The following is a 21,997-nucleotide window of genomic DNA, read 5'->3' as shown; positions in this document are numbered from 1 at the left end:
CTCAGGCGCTCATCGAACGCGCGGCGTTCACCTGGGACATGACCCACGGGAAGGTCTCGGGACCCGTCGCGGGGAGCATCGTCGAGTGGTACCGTCCGCCGCTGGTGACGGTGATCTGCACGAAGCCGGTCGTGCGCTTCTCCTTCATCAGCAGGAACAGCAGGCCGACCAGGCAGAACAGGGCGAAGACGATCGCCAGGACGATGCCCACGGTCGGGATCTTCTCCTCCGTGCGCGACATGTCCGTCGCCGTCCACACCGCACCCTTGAGCGGCAGGGTGCCGGACGGGGTCACGATGCCGTCGTTCAGTACGGTGATGTCACCGAGCGAGAGCACCGGCACACTGCCGCCGCCCTGCTGGGCCGGCAGGTTGAAACCCGGCTGCGTCGGCTGACCGTGGCCCGGATAGCCGTAGCCGGGGCCGGGCTGTGCCGCGCCGTCGGGCAGCGGCTGCGGGTAGCCGTACGCGGGAGGGGCGCCGGCGGCCGGGTAGCCGTAGCCCTGGCCGTCCGGCATCGTGGGCGGGTTGCCGGGCGGCTGGGGCGGGCCCCACTTGTATGAGTCGTCCGCGTACGGATTCGGATCGCTCATGACGTTCCCCGTTCTCCATCGAGCAGTCCGCTCCCGCGCCGTGCTGCTCCGGGAGAGGCGAGCCGGTCACCGGCTCCGCACGACCGTACCGTCCCGGACAGCCCGACGCACCAAGAGGCCCCGCTTACCGCACGGTCCGTGCGGTGAGCGGGGCCCGGGAAGGCGAACGCCAGGGTCAGAAGCGGCGCGTGATCAGCGCGCGCTTCACTTCCTGGATCGCCTTGGTGACCTCGATGCCACGCGGGCAGGCGTCCGTGCAGTTGAACGTGGTGCGGCAACGCCACACGCCGTCACGGTCGTTGAGGATCTCCAGCCGCTGCTCACCGGCCTCGTCACGCGAGTCGAAGATGAAGCGGTGCGCGTTGACGATGGCCGCCGGGCCGAAGTACTGGCCGTCGTTCCAGAACACCGGGCACGAGGACGTGCACGCGGCGCACAGGATGCACTTGGTGGTGTCGTCGAAGCGCTCACGGTCCTCGGGGGACTGGAGGCGCTCACGCGTCGGCTCGTTCCCCTTGGTGACGAGGAAGGGCATGACGTCGCGGTAGGCCTGGAAGAACGGGTCCATGTCGACCACGAGGTCCTTGAGGACCGTGAGGCCCTTGATGGCCTCGACCGTGATCGGCTTCTCCGGGTTGATGTCCTTGATCAGCGTCTTGCAGGCGAGCCTGTTCTTGCCGTTGATCCGCATCGCGTCGGAGCCGCAGATGCCGTGCGCGCAGGAGCGGCGGAAGGTCAGGGTGCCGTCCATCTCCCACTTGATCTTGTGAAGGGCGTCGAGGACACGCTCCTTCGGGTCGATCGAGATCTGGAAGTCCTGCCACTGGGCCTCGTCGGAGACCTCGGGGTTGAAGCGGCGGATCCGGAACGTGGCCGTGATGTACGGCGTGTCGGCGAAGCCCGCCTCGGCCTTGTCGGTCTTGTCCAGGGTCGGGGTAGCCATCAGTACTTACGCTCCATCGGCTGGTAGCGGGTCGTGACGACCGGCTTGTAGTCGAGCCGGATCGACTCGGTGCCGTCGTCCGCGACCTCGCGGTACGCCATGGTGTGGCGCATGAAGTTGACGTCGTCGCGGTTCGGGTAGTCCTCGCGGTAGTGACCACCGCGGGACTCCTTGCGGGCCAGCGCGGAGGTCGCCATGACCTCGGCCAGGTCGAGCAGGTTGCCCAGCTCGATGGCCTCCAGCAGGTCCGTGTTGAACCGCTTGCCCTTGTCCTGGATGGACACGTCGAGGTAGCGCGCGCGCAGCTCGGCGATCTTGTCGACCGCCGTCTTGATGGTCTGCTCGGTGCGGAACACCATCACGTTGGCGTCCATGCACTCCTGCAGTTCCAGGCGCAGCGCCGAGACCCGCTCGGTGCCCGTGGAGTTCCGCAGCCGCTCGACCTGGTCCTCGACCAGCTGGGCCGGGTTCTCGGGAAGCTCGACGAAGTCGTTCTTCGCGGAGTACTCGGCGGCGGCGATGCCCGAGCGGCGTCCGAAGACGTTGATGTCGAGCAGCGAGTTGGTGCCCAGGCGGTTGGCGCCGTGCACGGACACACAGGCGACCTCGCCGGCGGCGTACAGGCCCGGGACGACGGTGGTGTTGTCGGCCAGCACCTCGCCCTCGACGTTGGTCGGGATGCCGCCCATGGCGTAGTGCGCGGTCGGCTGGATCGGGATCGGGTCCGTGTAGGGCTCGATGCCGAGGTAGGTGCGCGCGAACTCGGTGATGTCGGGGAGCTTCGCGTCCAGCTGCTCCGGCGGGAGGTGCGTGAGGTCGAGGTAGACGTGGTCGCCCTCGGGACCGCAGCCGCGGCCCTCACGGATCTCCGTGTAGATGGAGCGGGACACGACGTCACGGGACGCGAGGTCCTTCATGACCGGCGCGTACTTCTCCATGAAGCGCTCGCCGTCCTTGTTGCGGAGGATGCCGCCCTCACCGCGGGCGCCCTCCGTCAGCAGGATGCCCATGCGCCAGATGCCCGTCGGGTGGAACTGGAAGAACTCCATGTCCTCCAGCGGCAGGCCCCGGCGGTAGCAGGCGGCCTGGCCGTCACCGGTCAGGGTGTGCGCGTTCGACGTCACCTTGAAGAACTTGCCGGTGCCGCCCGAGGCGTAGATGACCGACTTCGCCTGGAAGACGTGGATCTCGCCGGTGGCCAGCTCGTAGGCGACGACGCCGGCGGACTTCTTGACGCCGTCCTCCTCGACGATCAGCTGGTCCAGGACGTAGAACTCGTTGAAGAACTCCACGCCCTCCTTGACGCAGTTCTGGTACAGCGTCTGGAGGATCATGTGGCCGGTGCGGTCGCCCGAGTAGCAGGCGCGGCGGACCGGAGCCTCACCGTGGTTGCGGGAGTGACCGCCGAACCGGCGCTGGTCGATCCTGCCCTCGGGCGTACGGCCGAACGGCAGGCCCATCTTCTCCAGGTCGAGGACGGCGTCGATGGCCTCCTTCGCGAGGATCTCGGCGGCGTCCTGGTCGACCAGGTAGTCGCCGCCCTTGATCGTGTCGAAGGTGTGCCACTCCCAGTTGTCCTCCTCCACGTTGGCCAGCGCGGCGGCCATGCCGCCCTGCGCGGCGCCCGTGTGGGAGCGGGTGGGGTAGAGCTTGGTGAGCACGGCGGTGCGGCTGCGCTTGGTCGACTCGATGGCCGCGCGCATGCCGGCGCCGCCTGCGCCGACGATGACGGTGTCGTACTTGTGGATCTGCATGATTCCCTCTGGTCCCTCTGTCCCGGCGCCTAGCGGATGTTCGGGTCGAAGGTGAAGATCACCAGCGTGCCCAGCAGGACGGTGAACACCGTGGCGGTGTACAGGAGCATCTTCAGCCAGAAGCGGGTGTTGTCCCGTTCGGCGTAGTCGTTGATGACCGTACGGAGGCCGTTGGCGCCGTGCAGCATGGCGAGCCACAGCATCGCCAGGTCCCAGACCTGCCAGAACGGCGAGGCCCAGCGGCCCGCGACGAAGGCGAAGCCGATCTTGGACACGCCGCCGTCCAGCACCAGCTGGATCAGCAGGTGGCCGATGACGAGGACGACCAGCACGATGCCCGACAGGCGCATGAAGAGCCAGGCGTACATCTCGAAGTTGGTGCGCGAACCCCTGGGGGTCCTGCCCGTGCGCTTGCGCGGGGGCTCGATCACCGGGGCCGGGTTGTCGACGTCGAACAGGCTGACGCCCTCGACGTCGCCGATCGCGGAAGAAGGTGTCTCGGTGGACATCGGCCTCAGCTCCCGAAGACTTCGCGTACGGCGTGGCCGAGGACGGGGTACAGGGCCCCGACCATCAGCACGACCCAGATACCCAGGACGGTCCAGAGCATCTGCTTCTGGTAGCGCGGGCCCTTGGCCCAGAAGTCCACGGCGACGATGCGGAGACCGTTCAGCGCGTGGAAGAGGATCGCGGCCACCAGGCCGTACTCGAGCAGCGCCACGAGCGGAGTCTTGTAGGTGGCCACGACGTCGTCGTACGCCTCGGGGGAGACGCGGACGAGAGCGGTGTCCAGGACGTGTACGAACAGGAAGAAGAAAATGAGGACACCGGTGACTCGATGAGCCACCCAGGACCACATGCCTTCCCGGCCGCGGTACAGCGTTCCAGCCGGCACGGAAGAACCCTCCGGGAGCGGGGATTGGGGCCGGCCGGCTTGACTGTCGGTCTGACCCGGCCGGGTACGGTCCACCGGCCCCGGCCATCGTAGCGACGCTTTGTCGGTTCCATGGCGGCGGGGCCTCCGGTGTGATCAAAGCGGCAGCCAAACGGGCACGGACGGGCTACCGGGGCCCATATGCCACGGGGGAGAACGGGCCGGGCGGCAGGCCGGCCTCCGTCACCAGCTCGATGATGCGGCCCCGGGCGAGTCGGCGCATCTCCTCCGCGGTCAGCGAACGCTCCTCGTCCGGATCGTGCGCCAGCCGGGTGCGGATGGCGGCCAGCACCTGGTCGACGTGCTGGGAGGGGCGCAGGCCGTCCAGGCAGATCACGAAGACGTGGCCGAAACGGCTCTCGTACGCGGCGTGCGCCGCGCGCAGTGCCAGATGGGCGGCGCGGGGCGCGTCGTGGTGCAGGCAGGGAGCGCTCTCCGCGGCCAGCGCCTCGGCGAGGTCGGGGGGCGCCAGGTCGTACCCCGCCTCGTCGGAGGCGGCGAGCAGCGTGTCCAGGTCCGGGTACGGGCGGTGGGCGGCCATGCGCAGCGCCCAGCGGCGGCTGGCGCAGCACTCCAGCAGGGCGGCCTCGGCCAGGTCCCGGGGCCAGGCGTTGAAGCGGGCGAGCCCACTCGAGTGGGCACTCCGGTGGGTACTCACGGACACTGGTTCCGGAACGGGGGCCTCCACCAGGGCCTCCGTAAGGCCCGGGGCGTGACCCCGGTTCTGGACGGGAACGGCCGTCCGGCCGGCCTGCTGCGGTGGGTTCGGCAGGTCGGCGTGGGACTCGCTGGACCTGGACAGCGGGACTCCTCGAATGAATGACATCTGTGACCCTGGAGAGGGGCAGGGCAGCGACGAGGTTGCGCGGGGCGGGAGTGAGAAGTGGTTCCTGTGAGCTGTCACGCTAGCGAGACCAGGCGAAGCACAGTCGAAGGATGCGAGAAATTCACCCGGACGGGAGTGTTTTGGAACGCTTGATGGACGAATCGGCGGGGGAAATGCCCGGCTTTCTCATCTTCTTTGAACTGTTTTCCCCCTCATCCGGAGGTTTCTGACCGATGTCGCCCTCACGCGCACCCCGGGTGGCCGGCGCCGCCGTCGCGGTGGCCGCCGCCGTCACCCTCACCGTCGTCGCCTGGCCCGAGGGCTCCGGCCCCGGCACCCAGAACGGCGCCTCGTCCTCGCCCCGCACGTCCGCCTCGCCGTCGCCCACCCGGAGCTACCCGCTCTCCACGACGCCCCGGACCATACCCGCGGTCCGTGAGCACACCGCCGCGCGCGGGCCCGGCTGGAAGCCGGCCAAGGACAGCGCGGTCGTCGCGGCCGATCCCGCGCTCGCCGACGAGGCGAAACTGCTCGCGGGGGAGCTGAAGATCGGCTACCGGGGCGAGCAGGCCCCCCGCTCCGGTGACGTCCAGCTGGCGCTCGCCTCCTCGGACAAGGGCGGCCCGGAGTCGTACACCCTGAAGACCGAGGACAACCGGGTCACGATCAGCGGCCCCGGTGAGGCCGGTGTCTTCTACGGGACGCGCACGCTCAAGCAGTCGCTCAAGGCCGACGACACGATGCCCGAGGGCGTCGTGCGCGACACCCCCGACCGGCCGCAGCGCGGGCTCAACCTCGACATCGCGCGCAAGTACTACGCGCCCGGCTGGATAGAGGACCGGCTGCGCGAGATGGCCGACCTCAAGCTCAACCAGCTCGGCCTCCACTTCTCCGACGACCAGGCCTTCCGGATCCAGTCCGACACGCACCCCGAGGTGGTGTCCGCGGAGCACCTCAGCAAGGCCGAGGTCGGCAGGATCGTGAAGCTCGCCCAGAGCCTGCACATCACGATCGTCGGCGAGATCGACTCCCCGGGACACCTGGGCGCCGTCCTGCGCGCACACCCCGACCTCCAGCTGCGCAACACGCAGGGCGTGGCGCGGCAGGGCGCCATCGACATCTCGAAGCCCGGCTCGGCGAAGATCGTCGACGACCTGCTCGACGAGTACGCGCAGCTCTTCCCCGGCGGCTGGTTCCACGTCGGCGCGGACGAGTACCAGGCGCTGACCGTGAGCAACCCGGCCGCCTCCTACCCGCAGCTGGCCACGGCCGCACGGAAGAAGTACGGCGACGGCGCCACCGTCCAGGACCTGACCGAGGGCTGGCTGAACGACCGCGCCGCGGTCATCCGCAAGGCCGGGAAGATCCCCAAGGCGTGGAACGACGGCTTCTTCAGCGGCGGGACGGTCACCGCCGACAAGGGCATCGAGGTCGAGTACTGGACGGGCAAGGAGATCGGCGCGCGGCCGCCCCAGGACTACCTGGCCGAGGGCCGCAAGGTGATCAACCTCAACGACGAGTACCTCTACTACGTGCTGGGCGAGCCCAACGACTTCACGTACCCGACCGGTGAGCGGATCTACGAGCAGTGGACCCCGCTGGTCCTGCGCGGCACCGAGCCGGTGGCCGAGCGGTACTCCCCGCAGATCCTGGGCGGCCGGTTCGCGGTCTGGGGCGACTTCCCGAACGCGCAGACGCAGGCGCAGGTGGCCGCGGGCATCCGGATGCCGCTCAACGCGGTCTCCCAGAAGCTGTGGGACCCGGGGAAGCCGAAGCTGACCTGGGCGCAGTTCCAGCAGCTCGCGGACCGGATCGGCTGAGCCTTCGCAGCACCCTGTGCCGCGCGTCCCCCGGAGGGGCGCGCGGCACAGGCGTCCCCCGGGTTCCGGGCCCGTCCAGGTTGACCCGTTCTCGCGCTTCCCGCGGCGCCGGACGGGAAAGGATGACAGCCCGGACCGCGGGGGGAGCACGACGTGGGTTTCTGGGGCTGCTATCTGGTCGGCCGCAGCGGTGAGCCGCTCATCTTCCACCCCGCCCTGCGGGACGCCCGTGAGCGGCTGACGCTGCGCGAGTACCGCGCGGACGGGTGGCAGGTCTGGTCCCACCCCACCGAGCCGCCGCTCGGCAGCATGGCCGCGCTCGCCGACGCCGCGCGGGCGCCGGTCCTCCTCGGGTTCGTCATGGACGGCGTCTGCGTGGCCGTGGAGGCGTCGGCACCGCGCAGCGGGTCCTGGTACGCCTGCCTCGGCAGGGCGCCGATGGCCGCACGCCTCGACCGGGACGGCACGACGGCCGATGACCTCTTCCTGTCCCCCGAGGACGCGGCGGCCAGGGCGGTCCTGTGGGCGGCCGAATCAGGCCGCGGCGTCCTCGAAGGGCCCCTGCTGGAACTCCTGCGCGTCGAGCGGCCCGCACGGTCCGGCGAGGAACTTTTCTTCGCTTTCCTGGACCGTCTGGGCATCGGGAGCCTGTCCCGCTGATTCCCGTTGTGATCCGCCGTGCCGGAAGAGTGACGCTTTTCAGCCATCTGGCGCTGTACGCGGTAACGGGTAGCGGTGTGCTCCCGGGGACCGATGGCCGGTGGGCCGATGGACCGGAGGGGGAGGCGTCGATGGATGTGCTGGAGCTGATCGCTCGTGCCGACGAGCGGGGTCTGGCCGCGAGCGGGGTCGCCTGTCTGGACCGCTGCCTCCCGCCGCCGGAGGGCGATGCCGATCCGGAGCCGCTGCGGCCGCTCTGGGCCGGCTGCGGGAGCGCGGAGCGGTGGGGCGGCCTCCTGGACGCCGCGTACGCCGCGCTGGAGATCCCCGCGGGAACCGACGAAACGGTGGCCCGCGTCCGCGCGCTGCTCGCGGCGGCGCCCCGGGACTTCGCCGCCGGGCCGCTGCGCGCCTGGGCGGACGCCTGCTCGCTCCTCGCGCTGGACGTCCACCGCGCGTTCGACCTCCCGGCCGGCGACGGTGTGGGGACGGCCGCCCTCCGGGCGGCCGGGGCCGCGGGCGGCGGTCCGCTCGTCACGGGAGAGCTGCGCCGCCAGACCGAGATCCTGGAGAGCCTCGCCTCGGAGTCGGGCGGGGGCCTGCGCCAGGTCCTGGACCTGTCGACCGAGGGCCGGCGGGTGCTGCGTGCGGTGATGTCCCGCCGCGCTCGCGGCCGGGGAAGGCCGGACGAGGTGTCCCTGACGTGACGTCATGGGGAGTGGGGGACGACGACCGGGGCCGCCACCCCCCACAGGAGAGGCCCCGGCCGTCTTCCACGGGGCCGCTGAGCGACCCCGTACCCCTCTCAGCGCCACGGGTGCGTTTTCTGTCACACCGCGCTGCGTCAGGGGACAGTTGCGGGTTGTACAAGTCATGGACGGAGCACCGTCCCACCACGTAGCGTGCTGAGTCGCGCAGCGTGGCGCGGTAGTGGTGACCAGCTACGATTCTGATCAGCAGGGCGGGTTGAGGGAGTGCTGGGGGACGACGCGGAGTTGACCGCCGCGGTGCTCGCGGCACAGGACGGGGACGAGGACGCCTTCCGGACTGTGTACCGCGCCGTGCACCCACGGCTGCTGGGCTACATACGGACGCTGGTGGGCGAACCGGACGCCGAGGACGTGGCGTCCGAGTCCTGGCTCCAGATAGCGCGTGACCTCGACCGCTTCAGCGGCGACGCCGACCGCTTCCGCGGCTGGGCGGCCCGGATAGCGCGCAACCGCTCGCTGGACCACATACGGATGCGGGGCAGGCGCCCCGCGATCGGTGGCGACGAGAGCGAACTGGCCGGAGAGGCCGCCGAGTCCGACACCGCGGGCGAGGCGCTGGAGTCGCTGGCCACCGGACGCGCCATGTCCCTCATCGCGCAGCTGCCCCAGGACCAGGCCGAGGCGGTCGTGCTCCGGGTGGTGATCGGGCTCGACGCCAAGAGCGCGGCCCGGACCCTGGGCAAGCGGCCCGGCGCGGTGCGGACGGCGGCCCACCGCGGACTGAAGCGGCTGGCCGAGCTGGTCGGCGCCGACCACGGGCCGGAGGACGATATTCCGGCGGGGGGTGCGGAGCTCGGAGCCGTACCCGCGCAACGCCCCGGACGCCAGGGTGCGGTGGCGCCCGCCGGTGTGACGCATTCGCGTCCGTGGACGCAGAGGGACATGTGATGGCCGACGAGCAGCACGAGTGGCTTGACGCGGACGTGGCGGAGCTGTTGCTCCGCGGCGGGTCCGTCGAGCCCGTCGGCGATCACGCCAGGACCGAGGCCGGGCGGCTGGAGGCCGCGCTGCTCGCACTGCGGACCCCGGCCCCGGCCCGTGACGAACTGCCCGGCGAGGCCGCCGCGCTGGCCGCCTTCCGCGAGGCCTCCCGGGGTGGAGAACGGGCCGGCGCGACGGGGACCGCCGGGCACGCGGACCAGCGGAACGCCCTGGACACCGTACGGATCGGGGCCGTGTCCACCGCCGCGCCCCGGCGGCGTCCGCGCTGGACCCGCCCCGTACGCCTCGGGCTCGCCGTCTCGCTCGCCGGATGCGCGCTGGGCGGGGTGGCGGTCGCGGCGGGCACGGGCATGCTTCCTGCCCCGTTCGGCGGCCACGGTTCGCCGGTTCCGGCGACGTCCGTCTCGGCGGCGGCGTCCCCCGAGGAACTGGGCGCCGAGGTGCCCGACGCGGGTACGCCCTCGCCCCTGCCCTCGCTCCCGTCCGGCACCCCGAGCCCTCCGGCGGCACCGGACGCGCCGGACGGCGGGACGCCGGGGAGCGACGGGCGGTCCGGGCAGGACGAAGGCGGTGCGACGGCCCGCGAGCGCGGCGGCCAGGACAGCGGGGACTCCGGCACCCAGGACGGTACGGACGGACGGCGGAGCCCCGAAGGGTCCGCGGCCGAGGTGTACAAGAAGTCGGTCAGGGCCTGCCGCGGCTACCGCGAGGGCACCCTGAGCCAGAAGGAGAAGCGCCGCCTTCTCGAACTGGCGGACGGCGAGGCCAACCTGGACCGCTTCTGCGACCGACTCCTGGGCCCGGACAGCCGTGGCGGCGACGACGGCCAGGGCGACGAGGACGGCGACGGCGACGAGGGCGGCGGTGGTGACAAGGGCGGTGACGGCGAGGGCGTCCTCCCCTCGATCACCTTCCGCGAGCCGTCGCGGGAGAGCGCGCCGGACGACGCGTCGCAGGGCGGCACCAACCGGCGGCCGACGCGGGCACCCCAGGCGGGACCGTCCTCCACGCTCACCTCGGCAACGCGCTGACCTGCACGAACGCGCGAGCTGTAACGTTCTTCGACGGCACGGCGCAGTAGTGAGTGCCGACTGGTCATCGGCCGCGCAACGAGCCGGGGTTCCCCCCGTACCTTCGGCTCAGCGCATCCGGCGCGGGCGGGACACGTTCCCCCGGTCCCGCCCGCGCCCCCGAACCCGCCGCCGTTCCTACGGGTGGACGACGACCTTGTCGCCGGTGCGCACCTGGGCGAAGAGCGACGCGATCTTCCCCTCGTCCCGGACGTTCACACAGCCGTGCGAGGCGCCGCTGTAACCGCGTGCCGCGAAATCCGGCGAGTAGTGGACCGCCTGGCCGCCGCTGAAGAACATGGCGTACGGCATGGGGGAGCCGTAGAGCGTCGAGACGTGGTGGCGGGACTTCCAGTACACCGAGAAGGTGCCCTCCCGGGTGGGGGTGTACTGCGAGCCGAACCGCACGTCCATCGACGAGACGATCCTGCCGTCGATGATCCAGGACAGGGTCCGGCTGTTCTTGCTGACGCACAGGACCCGCCCCTCCAGGCAGCGGGGGTCGGGCTTCGACGCCTTCTGCCCGGCGGCCCGCGGGTCGAGTTCCGCTGCCGTCGGCTTCGGTGTCATCGCGAGCAGCCGGTCCCAGGTCACGGTGTCCGCCACCCCTGTGCGGGGCAGTCCCCGCTTGCTCTGGAAGGACCGCACGGACGCGGCGGTGGCCGCGCCGTAGTAGCCGGTGGGACTGCGGTCGAAGTGGCCGATCCGGCGCAGCCGGGCCTGGAGCTCCCGTACGCGCCCGCTCCGGTCGCCGACCGACATGAGGGTGCTGGGCCCCGGGGAAGGGCGCGTGTCCGGTGTCCGTGAGGGGGCGGCGGAGGTGCTCGCCGGGCCACCGCCGGGCCTGGCGTCGTCCGGGGTCTTCGGGGACGTCGGGTGCGCGGAGGTCCCCGACGGGACGGCCGTCGGCTGTGCGGCCCCCACCTCCTCGATCCTGCATCCCGTCGTGAGGGCGGTCAGCGCGAGCACTCCGGCAGCCGCCACGGCCGCCGTACGCACCCCGCGCCTGTACCTGATCGTCCGTCCGTGTCCCATCCCCGCCCCCTGGCTCGTCCCTCGCCGTCGCGCTCGTCGTGACCCCGCCGCGTGGCACGGATGTCCCATGAGACGGATTCCCGTCCTGCCCGGTTGCCCAATCCTGCTCATGATGGGAGGGACACGCGGGAGCGGTCCGCCGCGAGGTCCGTCCGGGAAGCAGCGGGAACGGGAGGCACACCAGATGACGCGTGAGTCCGAGTCGGGGCTGCCCATCGAGCCGGTCTACGGGCCGGAGGCGCTCCGGGGCTGGCGGGCCGAGGAACAGCTCGGCGCCCCCGGCGGCTTCCCCTTCACCCGTGGTGTCTACCCCACGATGTACACCGGCCGGCCATGGACGATGCGGCAGTACGCGGGCTTCGGCACCGCCGCCGAGTCCAACGCCCGCTACAAGCGGCTCATCGCCGACGGGACGACGGGCCTGTCCGTGGCGTTCGACCTGCCCACCCAGATGGGCCACGACTCCGACGCGCCCCTCGCCTCCGGTGAGGTCGGTAAGGTGGGGGTGGCGATCGACTCGATCGACGACATGCGCGTCCTCTTCGACGGGATCCCGCTGGGCGAGGTCTCCACCTCGATGACCATCAACGCCCCCGCCTCACTCCTCCTCCTGCTCTACCAGCTGGTCGCCGAGGAGCAGGGCGTGCCGGCCGGACGCCTGACCGGCACGATCCAGAACGACGTGCTCAAGGAGTACATCGCCCGGGGCACGTACATCTTCCCGCCGAAGCCCTCGCTGCGGCTGACCGCCGACATCTTCCGGTACTGCCGGGCCGAGATCCCGAGGTGGAACACGATCTCGATCTCCGGCTACCACATGGCGGAGGCGGGTGCCTCGCCCGCGCAGGAGATCGCGTTCACCCTCGCGGACGGCATCGAGTACGTCCGCACCGCCGTCGCGGCGGGCATGGACGTCGACGACTTCGCGCCCCGGCTCTCCTTCTTCTTCGTCGCCCGTACGACGATCCTGGAGGAGGTCGCCAAGTTCCGTGCCGCCCGCCGGATCTGGGCGCGCGTGATGCGGGAGGAGTTCGGCGCGAAGGACCCCAAGTCCCTGATGCTGCGCTTCCACACGCAGACCGCCGGGGTCCAGCTCACCGCCCAGCAGCCCGAGGTCAACCTGGTCCGGGTCGCCGTGCAGGGCCTGGGCGCGGTCCTCGGCGGCACGCAGTCGCTGCACACCAACTCCTTCGACGAGGCCCTCGCCCTGCCGACGGACCGGTCGGCCCGCCTCGCGCTGCGCACCCAGCAGGTCCTGGCGTACGAGACGGACGTGACGGCCACGGTGGACCCCTTCGCTGGTTCGTACGTCGTGGAGAGGATGACCGACGACATCGAGGCCGCGGCCCTGGAGCTGATGCGCACGGTCGAGGACATGGGCGGCGCGGTCGACGCCATCGAGCGCGGTTTCCAGAAGAACGAGATCGAGCGCAACGCGTACCGCATCGCCCAGGAGACGGACAGCGGCGAGCGCGTCGTCGTCGGCGTCAACCGCTACCGCCTCGACGAGGAGGAGCCCTACGAGCCGCTCCGCGTCGACCCGGCGATCGAGGCCCGGCAGATGGCCCGCCTGGCGGAGCTGCGCGCCGGACGCGACCAGCCGGTGGTGGACGCGGCGCTGACGGAGCTGAAGAAGGCGGCCGGGGGCACGGACAACGTGCTTTACCCGATGAAGGAGGCGCTCAGGGCGCGGGCCACGGTGGGCGAGGTCTGCGACGCGCTGCGGGAGGTCTGGGGGACGTACGTCCCGGCGGACGCGTTCTGAGGGGGACGTGGTCCGACGGGGACACGTTCCGGCGGGGACACGGTCTTACGGGGAGGCCTTCCGGCAGGCAGGGGGGTCCGGCCGGGGGCGTTCCGGCCGGCACGCGTTCCGGCGAGGACGCGGGTCCGGCAGGGGCGCTTGGCGGGGAGGCGTTCCGGCGGGGACGCGGGCGGGCCCGCGAGCGGCGGGACGCCCGTCGGGCGCGGCGCCGGAGGCCGGTCCCGGGCGGCGCGGAGCGCTGATCCTCCGCATTCCGGACCGCCGTACCGGAGTGTCGTACCCGCGTGCGACACTCCGTCCATGCTAGGTGTCACCGACCTCCCGACCTATCTCGCCGGCCTGGTGCTGATCATTCTTCTGCCGGGGCCCAACTCGCTGTACGTGCTCTCCGTCGCCGCCAGGCGCGGGGTGCGCACCGGCTATGTGGCCGCCGCCGGTGTGTGGACCGGGGACACGGTCCTGATGACCCTGTCGGCGCTCGGCGCGGCCTCCCTGCTCCAGACCACGCCCCTGCTCTTCGCCGTCGTCAAGTACGCGGGCGCGGGCTATCTGACCTGGCTGGCGATCGGGATGATGCGGACCGCCGTGTCGATGTGGCGTGAACGGCACCAGCGGGCCGCCGAGCTGACGGAGGAGAGTGCCGCGCCGGCGGCCGGCGTGGAGCACCCCTACCGGCGGGCCCTCGTGGTGAGCCTGTTCAACCCCAAGGCCATCCTGTTCCTGATCTCCTTCTTCGTGCAGTTCGTCGATCCGGGGTACGCCTATCCGGCGCTGTCCTTCCTGCTGCTGGGCACGCTGCTCCAGATCGGCAGCTTCCTCTACCTCTCGGCGCTCATCTTCGGCGGCACCCGCCTGGCCACCGCCTTCCGCCGCCGCAAGCGGCTGTCGGCGGGGGCCACTTCGGCGGCGGGTGTGCTCTTCCTCGGGTTCGCGGCGAAGCTGTCGCTCAGCGGCGTGTGACACGGCGGGGGGCCCGGCTCAGTGGTGCCAGGCCCTGCCGCCCACGTTGTGGATCATCCGCTGGAGCACCTTGAGGGCGGCTACGAACTCCTCGTCCGGGATCCCGGCGTGTATCTCCGCCCTCGCCCTGTCGACCCGTTCGGACGCCGCCGTACGCAGGGCGTGTCCTGCGGGGGTCAGCCGCAGGCCCGCTCCCGGGTCCTCGGTGACCATCCCCTGGGCGACGAGGGCGTCGATCTCGGGCCCCAGCGCCTCGCCGGTGTTCAGATAGCCGCGGAGCACCGCGACCACCTCGGCACGCGGACGGCCGGGTCCGCCGGCCTCGGTGAGCTGGTTGAGGACCCACCAAGGCGGCTGGGTCAGGCCGTGCTCGGCCAGTGCCGCCCTGATGTGGGTCACGGTCGCCTCGTGCGCGGCCCAGCTCCAGTAGCCGATGGGCTGCCGCGCCAGACCGGCGTCGTCATGTGAGTAGTCCATGCCGTGTGAGTAGTCCATGCCCCGGACCGTAGGACCTCGAGCGAGGTCGAGGTCAAGGCCGGACCGCGGACCCGTACGGCGCGCTCCGGTGCGGGTCACCCCGGCGACGCCCAGAGTTCACCGTTCGTCGGGCCGGGCGACACCCTCCCCTCCACCCGCGTCACTAGCGTGTGCGGACCAAGATCGAAGGTGAGGGCCCGCGTGCCGAAACTGTCCGTTGTCGTTCCGTTCCACAATGTCGGCGCCTTCGCCGACACGACGCTGGCAAGCCTTGCCCGCAACGCGGGCCCGGACATCGAGTTCCTGCTGGTCGACGACTGCTCCACGGACGACACACCGGCCGTCATCGACCGCTGGGCCGACAGACTCCCGCACGCCGAGGTCATCCGGCACGAGAAGAACGCCGGCATCGCCGAGGCCCGCAACAGCGGCATCGACGTGGCCCGCGGCGACTTCGTCACCTTCCTCGACGGCGACGACTGGTACGCCCCCGGCCACCTGGACCGGCTGCTGCACGCCGCCGCCCGGCTGGACTGCGACTTCGCCCGCACCGACCACGTCCAGGCCACGGGGAACAGCCGTGTCGTGCGGCGCGCCCCCGCCCGGCTCCGCGAGACCGTCCTGGACCCGCGCGAGGGCATCGCGTCCCCCGAATGGGAGACCATGGTCGACTACCCCTTCGTGTGGGCGGGCGTCTACCACCGCCGGCTGTTCGAGGACGGCGGCCACCGCTTCACCCCCCGGCTGCGCACCGCCGAGGACCGGCTGTGGATCTGGCAGCTGCACCTGCGGGCCCGTACCTGCGCGGCCCTGAACCTCTACGGCATCTTCTACCGGCGCGGAGTCACCACGTCCCTGACACAGATCAAGGACTCCCGGCAGCTGGACTTCTTCCCCGCCTACGACACGCTGATCGAGGAGATCCTCGCGCACCCGGACGCGGAGCTCTTCCTCCCCAAGGCGGTCCGCACCTACTGCGCGATGATCGCCTTCCACAACGAGAAGGCCGACGCCTACGAGCCCGCGACCTTCCGGCGCCTGCGCCACGAGTCGGCGGCGGCGCTGCACCGCATGCCGCAGCAGGTGCTCGACCACACCCTGACGATGATGGACACCAGGCGCAGCACACTGCTCAACCGCCTGCGTGACAAGCAGAAGGCCGCCTGACCCATGCCCCCCACGCGCACCCAGATCTTCCAGGTCTCGACCCTGTACGGGGCCGCGACGCTCGCCGCGGCGCTGGACGCCGGCCAGTTCGGGCCCGGCCAGGACAGCCACCGGATCCTGCTCGTCTCCAACAACGCCGCGATCCCCGAGACCGCCCTCCGGCTGGAGGAGATGCGCGGCTACGGAGGGATCGCCGCCCGCTTCGACTCGGTCGTCGACTGGAACGACGCCATCAGCCCGCACCACCCCAGCGGCTGGGGCCCGCGCGCCGAGGAGACCGAGCTCTGGCAGCGCGCCTTCCGCCTCGCCTGGGGCATCGAACCCGACGCCCCCGTCGACCTCGCCGTCGAGTCCATCCAGGTCAACCCGGCCCGCGCGCTGGCCGCGATCTTCTCCGAGAGCGCCGTGCACGTCTACGCGGACGGCCTGATGAGCTACGGCCCGACGCGCAACAAGGTGCCCAGGTCCCTGGCCTGCCGCGTCCAGCGCGTGCTCCACCTCGACCTCGTACCGGGACTGCGCCCGCTGCTGCTCGCCGAGTCCGGCGTCGAGCCCGAACTCGTCCCGGACGACGCCTTCCGCACGGTGCTCGGCGAGATCGCGGAGGCGGCGGACGGCGACCGCCGGCTCGCCGAGGCCGAGGCCGAGGCGCCCACGGCGGTGCTCCTGGGCCAGTACCTCGCGGCCCTGGACATCCTCACGGCCGAGGAGGAGGAGGACCTGCACCTGCGCATGCTGCGCGGCGCGGCGCGGGCGGGTCACACCTCCGTCCTCTTCAAACCCCACCCCACCGCGCCCGCCCGCTACTCCAGGGCGCTCGACGACGAGGCCGCCGCACTGGGGGTGCGGCTGACCACGCTGGACAGCCCGCTGCTCGCCGAGACCCTGTACGAGCGGTGCGCGCCCACGCTCGTCGTCGGCTGCTTCTCCACCGCGATGTTCACCGCCGCCGCCTACTACGGCATCCCCGTCGCCCGTGTCGGCACCCGTCTCGTCCTGGACCGCATCACCCCGTACGAGAACAGCAACCGCATCCCGCTGACCATCGTCGACCACCTCGTGCCGGACCTGGACGCGCAGGACGGCGGGCCCGTACCCGTACTGCCCCCCACGGCACCGGAGTCACTGGCGCCGCTGGTCCGCACCGTCGGCTACTGCATGCAGTCCGGGCTCCACCCCGCACTGCGCGCCGAGGCCGAGGCGTGGCTGCGGGACCACCTCGACCCCCGCACGCAGCACTACTTCAAGCGGCGTCGCCTCCAGAAGCTCACGCTGCCCGGCGGCGGCCCGCGGGGAGCGGCGATCCGGCTGCGCCGCACCGTACGCCGCACCCGCAGCAGCCTCGGCCTCTGACCCCGCAACCGGGGCGCGCCCCGGATCCGGCCCCCGATGACAGAACGGCGGAACGAGCATGGGCCAGACCTTCACGGGGCTGCTCAAGGCAGCCCGGGCCAGATCCGGGCAGGGCGGTGCGGTCTCCGCCGAGGTCCTGCGCCTGTGCGGCGACTACCTCGCGGGCCTCGCCGTGAGCGGCCCCCTGGACGACACCGGCCGGACACGGCTCGTCGCCGCGATCGGCACGCTCACCACCGCCTGCGGGACCGACGGGGACGAGCGGTTCGACGCGCTGCTCCGCACGGGACGGCGCGCCCTGGAGACCGGCGGGGAGACGGAGACGCGCCTGGCCCTGGACCTCGCCGCCGAGGCCACGGCGCTGCGGTCCGGGTCCAAGGGCGCGTGGCGGCTGCGGGGGAGCGCCCTGGAGGCGGCGGGCCGCCGCGACGAGGCGGTCCGGGCCTACGAACGGCATCTGGAGCTCCAGCGGAACCCGGCGGCGGCCGAGGACATCGTGCGCCGCGTCGCCGTGCTGAAGGAGCTCCGCGCCTGTCTGGACGAGGCCGCCGGCCTGCTGCCCGGTGAGGACGGCGCCGGACTGCGCGCGCTCCACGACGCACCCGCCGGGCAGGTCCGCACCGCCTTCGCCGAGGCGGTACGCCTGCGCACGGTGCGGAGCGGCGGCCTGGCCGACCCGGCCGTACGCCGGCTCACCACCCTGTACGCCGCCCACCGCCGGCTGCTGGACCGGGACAGGATGGCCGACCCCCTGCTCGGCGGCGCGGAACCGGTCGGGGTCCCCGGGCTGCGCCGCCTGATCGCCGGCCGGTCCGTCTGCCTGGTCGCGGGCGCGGCCAGGGTCGCCGACGAGGAACGGGACCCGGACGGCCCGATCGGCCGGCTCGTCGGCGGATACGACGTGGTGGTGCGCTGCGACACCCTGCCGCCGGCCGCGCGGCGCACGGACCTGCACGCGGTCACGCTGCGCGGGGACACCCCGTGGGCGGGCCCGGCCTGGGACCGGCCGGCCGGTACGAGGCTGGTCCTCGGGGGTCCGCTCCCGCTCTGGCGCCGGTCGCTGCGCGCCCGCCTGGTCGCCGGGGCGCAGGACCGCGTCGGCGACGCCTCGCTGCGGCACCCCCTGGACGATCCGGCGCTGCTCGGCGAGGACGGCTGGGGCCCCGGTACCGCGACGGCGTTCACGGTGCTCCGGCTCCTGGACTTCCTGGACGCGGCCGACCGCCTGGACCTCATCGGTTTCGGGCTGCCGGGGCAGCTGCGGCCGCGCGAGCGCGCGTGGGTCAGGGCGCGCGCGGTACACGAGGACGAGACCGGGATGAGGACCGCGCTGCGATGAACACCCCTGCCGAACCCACCGACGACGGACGGGGCGGGCCCCAGGACGGACCGTCCGCCGGGACCTCCCCGCCCGGGCCGCCCGCCGTCCCCGGCGCGGCCCCCGCTACCGCTTCCGGGGAGGGCGCCGACGACCGGCGCGCCGTCACCGGCAGGCGGCGGATCGCCTTCGCCGCGTACACCGACGCAGGCCGGGTGCCCGGGCTCCTGACGCTCCTGCGCAGCCTCGCCCTGACCAACCCGGACCTCTGCGAGGACTTCCTCGTCCTGCACCCCGGGCTGCCCGGATCCGCCTTCGACGCCGCCCGCCGGCTCCACCCGCGCCTCGTCCCCCGCGTCGCGGAGAGCCGCCTCGACGTCTTCCGGGCGACCGGCTACGACACCGTCGTCGCCCTGGACCCCGGCATGGTCGTCCTGGGTTCCCTGCTGCCGCTGCTGGCACTGCGCACCGGGGTCGCCGGGGTGCCCCGGCCCGGCCCCGGCGGCGGAGCGGCCGTGCCGGACGGCGGGCTGCTGGTGATCCAGTCCCAGGACGTGACGGACACCGCTCTCGCCGCCCTGGCCACGGGGGGCGAGGGCGCGGTGGACCGGGCCCTGTCCTCGGCGGGTCTCCTCGAACCGCTCGGCTCACGCTACGACGTCCCGGCCGGACCGCTCCACGACGACACCCCCGTCCCCGCGAGCACCGTCGTCCTGCGCTTCGACGAGGAGTGCGCCGCGTCCGCCCCGGCGCGTGCGGCGCGTGAACGGTACGAGATGACGGACGGGGCGTTCCGCGCCGCCTTCTGCGCCCTGCCGGGCCCCAAGCACCCCGAACTGCTCCTGCACTGCGCCCTGCCGTTCCCCGAGGGGGAGCGCGCGCCGGTGGACCTGGTCCGCCAGGTCGCCGAGGTGCACCGGCAGCAGGGCCGCCACGACGAGGCCGTCGCCCTGCTGACCGACGCCGTGGCGGGCCGGCCCGACCTGCCGCGCTGCCACGAGACGCTGGGCGTCAGCCTGATGGCGCTGTCCCGCTACGAGGAGGCCGAGGCGCACCTCCTGCTGGCCACCGTGTCACCGGACTTCGCCGCCCGCGCCTACGGCCAGCTCGCCCGGCTCGCCTGGCTGCTGGGCCGCACCGAGGACGCCCGCGCCTACGCCGCCGAAGGCCTCGACGCCGACCCCACCGACGGCAACTGCCACGCCTGGTACGTGCGTACGGCCCCGTCCCCGGCCGTGGTCCCGGCGGCCGCACCGGCACCCGCGGACGAACAGCTCGCCCATGTGGCCCTGTTCGCCGACGGGCAGGAGAACGCGGGTGACAAGGTGCTCCCCGAAGCGGTGCGGATGTGCTTCGGCCCCGACACCGGCCCCGCCCGCTGGTACGAACGGTCCGTGCACCGGCTGGTGGACGGGGCTGCCCTGGAGGAGCTGAACGCCCGGCGCGGCGTCGTCGTCGGCGGCGGAGGGCTCTTCCTCCCGGACACCGCGCCCAACGGCAACAGCGGCTGGCAGTGGAACATCCCCGACGGGATCCTGGCCCGCGTGACCGCGCCGCTCGCCGTCTTCGCGGTCGGCTACAACGTCTTCGACGGCCAGCGCTACCGCCGGGAGCGCTTCGCGGAGAGCCTGCGCACCCTGGTCGCCACGTCGGCCTTCTTCGGACTGCGCAACCGGGGCTCCGTGGAACGGGTCCGTGAACTGCTCCCGGAGGAACTGCGCGACCGGGTGCGCTACCAGCCCTGCCCCACGACGGTGGCCCGCCACCTCGACCCCCGCCGGGACGACGACGGGCACCGGGACGACACCGTGCTCGTCAACTGCGCCTACGACCGCGCCGGACTGCGCTTCGGACACGACTACGGCCACTTCCTGGCCGAGACGGCCGCCGCCGTGCGCGCCATCGGCACGCGCGCCGAGGTCCGCTACGCCGCCCACATGCCGGCCGACGAGCGGTTCGTCCACGACCTGCGCCGGGAGCACGGCATCGCCCTCCCGGTGGAGCCCCTGTACCTGTTCACCAACGACCGCATCCGGGAGCTCTACCGGCGCACGCGCCTGGTGATCGGTATGCGCGGGCACGCGGGAATGATCCCCTTCGGCTGTGGCACGCCGGTCATCAGCCTGGTCTCGCACCCCAAACTCGCCTACTTCCTCTCCGACATCGGCCGCCCCGACTGGGGCGTCTCCGTCCACGACCGCTCGCTGGGCGCCCGTCTCGCCGAGCGGGCGGCGGCCGTGCTGGACGACCACCGGGCGGCCGTGGCCGACGTGCACGGGCGGCAGGAGCACCTCTGGTCGGTCACCCGCGACAACCTCGCCGGGCTCCGTGATCTCTTCGGCCTGCCCGACCCCTTCTCCGCACCCCCCGCCCCGCACGTCCCCGGCCCCCGCGCCGCCGGGGCGGCACGGGGCCTTCACCTGCCCGACACCCGGACGAAGTGACTGTTCACCCGGACGGAGTTCACCCCGGGACAGCCCCTCCATAGCCTTCGATGACCATGCCTTCCTCCGTCTCCCAGGCCGGCTCACCTGTCCCCGCGCAGTCCCCGCAGCCCGCCCCCGCAGCCCGCCCGCACCGTGAACACCGGTACGACATCGACCTCCTCCGGCTGCTCTGCTCCGTCGGCGTGATCCTCTGCCACACCGGGTCCGCGTTCGTGAACACGGCGGGCCGTGAGGCCGCGAACGGGCCCGGGGTCTACTGGGCGGGCCTGGTGGCGGACTCCGCGGGCCGCTTCGCCGTCCCCCTGTTCTTCGCCATCGCCGGCTGGGTGGTCCTCGTCGGGGCCCCGGTCCGGGACGGCCGCGGGCTGTGGCAGCGGATCGTGCGGATCGTGGTGCCGCTCGCCGTGTGGACCGTCCTCTACATCGCGTGGGGGCGGGTGCGCGGCACCAACGGCGCCCCGGCCGGCGAACTCGGACTCGACGCGCTGTTCGCCTCGGTGCGCCCGGCCTACCACCTCTGGTACCTGTACGCCTACATCCCCGTGATCCTGCTCCTGGCCTTCGCCGCCCTGGTGATGTCGGGCAAGCGCCCGTGGGGCCTCGGCGTCGCGCTCCTCGCGCTCGGCGCCGCGCCCACCCTGGCCGGCGACCTGTCCGCTACCACCGGCCTGGACCTGCCACGCTTCGGCTGGGGCTTCGGCCCGTACCAGCTGATCTACGCGGTCCTCGGCGCCCTGGTCCTCGCGCTGCCCGCGGGCACGTTCGGCAGGCGGAGCCTGTGGTGGCTGCTCCCCGCGGGCGCCTTCCTGGCCGCGATCGTCGTGTACCAGCACGAGGTGCACTACGCGATCCCGTACGCCGGCGTCCTGGTGGCCCTGTTCAGCGCCGCGGTGCTGTTCGGCCTGCACCGGCTGCGCGTCCCGGAGCGGACGCGCCCGGCCTTGGCCCGGCTGGCCGGCGCCTCGTTCGGCGCGTACATGATCCACGTGCTGGTGCTGGGCGTCCTCACCGACGTCCTGGTGGACACCCGCCCGGCCCTGCCCGTGGCGGCGGCCCTGGTCCTCGCCGTCACCGCCGCCACGACCGCGCTCTCCTTCGGGGCTGCCCTCCTGTGGACCCGCCTCGGCCTGACCCGTCTCCTGGGCTGAGCCCGGGGGACGGGCC

At 72.6% G+C, this 21,997-nt stretch carries 20 protein-coding genes; 12 read left to right on the top strand and 8 right to left on the bottom strand.

Annotation, left to right across the window (positions count from 1 at the left end):
- Position 1: 1 nt before the first annotated feature.
- The 6 genes from ACFVS9_RS32030 to ACFVS9_RS32005 form a co-directional block, all read right to left on the bottom strand.
- Positions 2-592, bottom strand: coding sequence for a hypothetical protein (locus ACFVS9_RS32030; RefSeq protein ID WP_389938138.1), 591 nt, complete (start codon positions 590-592; stop codon positions 2-4).
- A gap of 175 nt (positions 593-767) precedes the next feature.
- Positions 768-1,535 carry a succinate dehydrogenase iron-sulfur subunit gene (locus ACFVS9_RS32025; protein ID WP_383115625.1) on the bottom strand — a complete coding sequence of 256 codons (768 nt, stop codon included), beginning with the start codon at positions 1,533-1,535 and terminating at the stop codon, positions 768-770.
- Positions 1,535-3,289, bottom strand: coding sequence for a succinate dehydrogenase flavoprotein subunit (sdhA, locus tag ACFVS9_RS32020; protein WP_389938135.1), 1,755 nt, complete (start codon positions 3,287-3,289; stop codon positions 1,535-1,537). Before sdhA ends, ACFVS9_RS32025 begins: the two co-directional genes overlap by 1 nt.
- 29 nt (positions 3,290-3,318) lie before the next feature.
- Entirely contained in the window at positions 3,319-3,798 is a 480-nt protein-coding gene (locus tag ACFVS9_RS32015) for a succinate dehydrogenase hydrophobic membrane anchor subunit (protein ID WP_383115623.1), read from the bottom strand.
- Between the two features lie 5 nt (positions 3,799-3,803).
- A complete protein-coding gene (sdhC, locus tag ACFVS9_RS32010) occupies positions 3,804-4,184 on the bottom strand; it encodes a succinate dehydrogenase, cytochrome b556 subunit (protein ID WP_079099469.1) in 381 nt (126 codons plus the stop codon).
- A 166-nt stretch (positions 4,185-4,350) separates the two neighbouring features.
- Positions 4,351-4,911, bottom strand: coding sequence for a 2-oxo-4-hydroxy-4-carboxy-5-ureidoimidazoline decarboxylase (locus ACFVS9_RS32005; RefSeq protein WP_389938171.1), 561 nt, complete (start codon positions 4,909-4,911; stop codon positions 4,351-4,353).
- A 371-nt stretch (positions 4,912-5,282) separates the two neighbouring features.
- Here ACFVS9_RS32005 and ACFVS9_RS32000 point away from each other — a divergent pair, with 371 nt between their 5' ends.
- The 5 genes from ACFVS9_RS32000 (at position 5,283) to ACFVS9_RS31980 (ending at position 10,272) form a co-directional block, all read left to right on the top strand.
- Complete coding sequence (locus ACFVS9_RS32000; protein ID WP_383115621.1) at positions 5,283-6,869, top strand: family 20 glycosylhydrolase; 1,587 nt, start codon at positions 5,283-5,285, stop codon at positions 6,867-6,869.
- A gap of 153 nt (positions 6,870-7,022) precedes the next feature.
- Positions 7,023-7,529, top strand: coding sequence for a hypothetical protein (locus ACFVS9_RS31995; protein WP_383115620.1), 507 nt, complete (start codon positions 7,023-7,025; stop codon positions 7,527-7,529).
- A 131-nt stretch (positions 7,530-7,660) separates the two neighbouring features.
- A complete protein-coding gene (locus ACFVS9_RS31990; RefSeq protein WP_389938130.1) occupies positions 7,661-8,236 on the top strand; it encodes a hypothetical protein in 576 nt (191 codons plus the stop codon).
- Between the two features lie 267 nt (positions 8,237-8,503).
- The gene (locus tag ACFVS9_RS31985; RefSeq protein WP_383115618.1) at positions 8,504-9,187 is read left to right on the top strand and encodes an RNA polymerase sigma factor; all 684 of its coding nucleotides are present in this window, start codon (positions 8,504-8,506) and stop codon (positions 9,185-9,187) included.
- A complete protein-coding gene (locus tag ACFVS9_RS31980; RefSeq protein WP_383115617.1) occupies positions 9,187-10,272 on the top strand; it encodes a hypothetical protein in 1,086 nt (361 codons plus the stop codon). The genes ACFVS9_RS31985 and ACFVS9_RS31980 overlap by 1 nt, the downstream gene beginning before the upstream one ends.
- Before the next feature lie 177 nt (positions 10,273-10,449).
- Here ACFVS9_RS31980 and ACFVS9_RS31975 read toward each other — a convergent pair whose 3' ends face one another.
- Positions 10,450-11,346, bottom strand: a complete 897-nt coding sequence (locus ACFVS9_RS31975; RefSeq protein WP_389938127.1) for a peptidoglycan-binding protein — start codon at positions 11,344-11,346, stop codon at positions 10,450-10,452.
- A gap of 184 nt (positions 11,347-11,530) precedes the next feature.
- Between ACFVS9_RS31975 and ACFVS9_RS31970 the strand changes: the two genes are divergently transcribed.
- Both ACFVS9_RS31970 and leuE read left to right on the top strand, forming a co-directional pair.
- Positions 11,531-13,111, top strand: a complete 1,581-nt coding sequence (locus tag ACFVS9_RS31970; RefSeq protein ID WP_389938124.1) for a methylmalonyl-CoA mutase — start codon at positions 11,531-11,533, stop codon at positions 13,109-13,111.
- Positions 13,112-13,411: 300 nt separating this feature from the next.
- Positions 13,412-14,071 (top strand): leucine efflux protein LeuE, encoded by a 660-nt coding sequence (gene leuE, locus ACFVS9_RS31965; RefSeq protein WP_383115614.1) that lies wholly within the window; start codon positions 13,412-13,414, stop codon positions 14,069-14,071.
- Between the two features lie 18 nt (positions 14,072-14,089).
- Here leuE and ACFVS9_RS31960 read toward each other — a convergent pair whose 3' ends face one another.
- On the bottom strand, positions 14,090-14,548 hold the full coding sequence (locus ACFVS9_RS31960) for a MarR family winged helix-turn-helix transcriptional regulator (RefSeq protein WP_383115645.1): 459 nt from the start codon (positions 14,546-14,548) through the stop codon (positions 14,090-14,092).
- A 201-nt stretch (positions 14,549-14,749) separates the two neighbouring features.
- On the opposite strand from ACFVS9_RS31960, the gene ACFVS9_RS31955 reads away from it, so the two are divergent.
- From ACFVS9_RS31955 to ACFVS9_RS31935, 5 genes are read left to right on the top strand one after another with little or no spacing between them, the layout of a single operon-like run.
- Positions 14,750-15,715: a glycosyltransferase family 2 protein gene (locus ACFVS9_RS31955; RefSeq protein ID WP_383115613.1), complete on the top strand. Its 966-nt coding sequence runs from the start codon at positions 14,750-14,752 to the stop codon at positions 15,713-15,715.
- 3 nt (positions 15,716-15,718) lie between these two features.
- Complete coding sequence (locus ACFVS9_RS31950) at positions 15,719-17,068, top strand: polysialyltransferase family glycosyltransferase (RefSeq protein ID WP_383115612.1); 1,350 nt, start codon at positions 15,719-15,721, stop codon at positions 17,066-17,068.
- A gap of 58 nt (positions 17,069-17,126) precedes the next feature.
- A complete protein-coding gene (locus tag ACFVS9_RS31945; RefSeq protein WP_389938120.1) occupies positions 17,127-18,407 on the top strand; it encodes a hypothetical protein in 1,281 nt (426 codons plus the stop codon).
- Positions 18,404-20,830: a polysaccharide pyruvyl transferase family protein gene (locus ACFVS9_RS31940; protein WP_389938117.1), complete on the top strand. Its 2,427-nt coding sequence runs from the start codon at positions 18,404-18,406 to the stop codon at positions 20,828-20,830. The genes ACFVS9_RS31945 and ACFVS9_RS31940 overlap by 4 nt, the downstream gene beginning before the upstream one ends.
- Before the next feature lie 50 nt (positions 20,831-20,880).
- Complete coding sequence (locus ACFVS9_RS31935) at positions 20,881-21,981, top strand: acyltransferase (protein ID WP_389938114.1); 1,101 nt, start codon at positions 20,881-20,883, stop codon at positions 21,979-21,981.
- Positions 21,982-21,997: the final 16 nt, after the last annotated feature.

The organism is Streptomyces sp. NPDC058008 (assembly GCF_042886395.1).
Classification (GTDB): Bacteria; Actinomycetota; Actinomycetes; order Streptomycetales; family Streptomycetaceae; genus Streptomyces.
Note: the sequence above shows the minus strand (reverse complement) of the source record. Positions and strands in the feature narration are given on the sequence as shown.